Origin of the sequence: Pseudomonas serbiensis, assembly GCF_030580745.1 — a bacterium.
Taxonomy (GTDB): domain Bacteria; phylum Pseudomonadota; class Gammaproteobacteria; order Pseudomonadales; family Pseudomonadaceae; genus Aquipseudomonas; species Aquipseudomonas serbiensis.
The window spans coordinates 1-2,308 of record NZ_JAUQOO010000050.1; the positions used below are offsets into that span (position 1 = coordinate 1).

1 protein-coding gene is annotated in these 2,308 nt (G+C 65.7%); it reads right to left on the reverse strand.

Going from position 1 to position 2,308, the window contains the following annotated elements; translation table 11 throughout:
* On the reverse strand, positions 1 to 2,308 hold a 2,308-nt coding region (locus Q6A51_RS27220), incomplete at both ends, for a beta strand repeat-containing protein (protein WP_405046193.1).

A 2,308-nucleotide genomic window follows, 5' to 3' on the forward strand; every position in this document is an offset into this window, starting at 1 on the left:
GCGGCGTTGAGGATCAGGTTGCTGTTGGCGACTTCCACGGTGCCGTTGCGGTTGTCGAATTGGGTGCCGATCTGGAAGTCGGCGGCGTCAGTGGTGCCGAGTGAGCGTATCTGGCCGGTCTGGTTGTCGAGGCTGGTGGCCTTGATGGCCAGGCTGCTGTCGCTTTCGATGATGCCCAGGCGGTTGTTCAGGGCGCCGGTCAGTCTGAGGTCGACTTGGCCGCCGGCGATCTGGCCGTCGTTGTCGCCGCTGTTGTCGAAGTCGTTGCCGATGACCCGTACCAGGCCTTTGGCGTAAATGCCGCCGTTGCGGTTGTCGACGTTGGCGGTAGTGAGCAAGGCTTCGCCGGTGCTGGCCGAGACGCGGCCGCCGTAGTTGTCGAAGCCGCCCAAGGCGGTCAGGCTCAGGCGTTGGCCCTGGATGACGCCGCCCTGACGGTTGGCCGCGAGGTCGTAGCCGTTTCTCAGGACGCCGGTGATCTGGGCGGTGAACAATCCCTTGAGGCTGGACAGCACGCCGCCGCGGCTGTCGAGGCTGGCGGCTTCTACTGTCAGGTCACCGTTCTGGGCAATGAGGCGACCGTTGAGGTTATCGACGCCCTCGCCCACTTCGACCTTGAGGGTGCTTTGGCCTTGTACCGCGCCCCGGGTGTTGTCCAGGCTCGCGGCGTCCAGTTCCACGCCCGCGTTCTGGCTGTAGATCAGGCCATCGGTGTGGTTGAGGACCTTGCCGGTGGCGGTGATCAGCAGGGTACCGTTGGCGGCGACGGTGCCGGTGTTGCTGTTGTCCAGAGTGCCGGTGTTGAGGGTCATCAGGCGCTGGCTGATCAGTTGCCCGCCCTGGTTGTGGACGGCGCTGCTGCGTTTGAGCAGCCAGTCACCGCCGCTGGCGAGTGTGCCGCCGGTGTTGGTCAGGGCGCCGATCAGGTCGAGGGTGGCCTTGCCCGGGCTGGTGATCGTGCCCGCGCTGTTGTCGAGGGCGTTGGCGGTGATCGCGAGGTCCGCACCGCTGTCGATCAGGCCGTTCTGGCTGTTGTTCAGCAGGCCGGTAACGGTCAGGGTCTGTGCCGCGCCGCTGGAGAGGATGCCGCCGCGGTTGTCGAGGCTGTCGGCGGTCACGGTCAGGGCTGTCTGGCTGACCAGCGCGCCATTGCTGCTGTTGAGCAGGGCCCCGCTCAGATCCAACTCCACCGCGCCGTTACGGCTGGACAGGGTGCCGCGGTTGCGGTTGTCCAGGGAGGTGGCGGTCACGTCCAGCCCTTGCCAGCCGGAGATGAGGCCGTTCTGGTTGAGCAGGCTGTCGGCATTGAGGGTCAGCAGGTTGCTGCTGATGAGCTGGCCGCCGCTGTTGTCCAGGGTCTGGCCGGTCAGGGTGAAGCTCTGGGCGCTGGAGATTTCACCGCCCTGGTTGTTGATGTTTCGCACCCGCGTGAGGGTCAAGGGACCTGTGGCGGTGATCAGGCCGGCGCGGTTGTTGAGGTCCGCACCGTTGAGGTCGACGCTCAACCCGGCATTGCCGATCAGGCGACCGGCATTGAGGGAGATCGCGTTGAGGACCAGGGTCATGGCCCCAAGCCCGGAGACTTCGCCACCGGTGTCGGCGCTCAAGCTGTCGGCGGTGAGGGTCAAGGTGCCCTGGCTGTTGATCAGGCCCTTGGCGCCGGTGTCGAGGGCGGCGCTGTCGAGGGTCAGGGCGGTGTTGGCCAGCAGTTGTCCTGTGCGGTTATTGAGGTCGCCCGAGGTGATGTGCAACGCCTCGGCAGCGTTGATCAGGCCGTTGTCGCGGTTGGTGAGCAGACCGGTGACGGTGAGGTCCAGGGCGTTGCGGCTGGTCAGGGTGCCGCCGGTGTTGTCCAGGGTGGCGGCCGTGGCATCGACACCCGCGGCGGCGATCAGGCCCTTGACGTTGTTCAGGGCCAGGGCGATGCGCAGGGTCAGCAACTGGTTGCTCAGCAGCGTACCGCCGCTGTTGTCCAGCGATAGGGCCTTGAGGGTGAAGGCCTGGGCGCTGGAAATCTCACCGCCCTGGTTGAGCACGACCCCGAGGTTTTTCAGCAGCAGGGTGCCGGGCGCGTTGATCAAACCACCCTGGTTATCGAGCAGGCCCTGGTTGACGTCCAGGCTCAGGGAGGTGGCGCTGGTCAGGTTGCCTTTCTGTTGTTCAAGGCTGTTGACGCTCGCAACCAGTGCCTGGCTGCTGGCAATGCTGCCGTCGTGGTTGGTCAGTTTGGCGGCGGTGAGGTCCATCCGCTCGCCGCTGCTGATCCGGCCCTTCTGGCTGTTGTTCAGGTCGCCGGTGTCGATCGTGA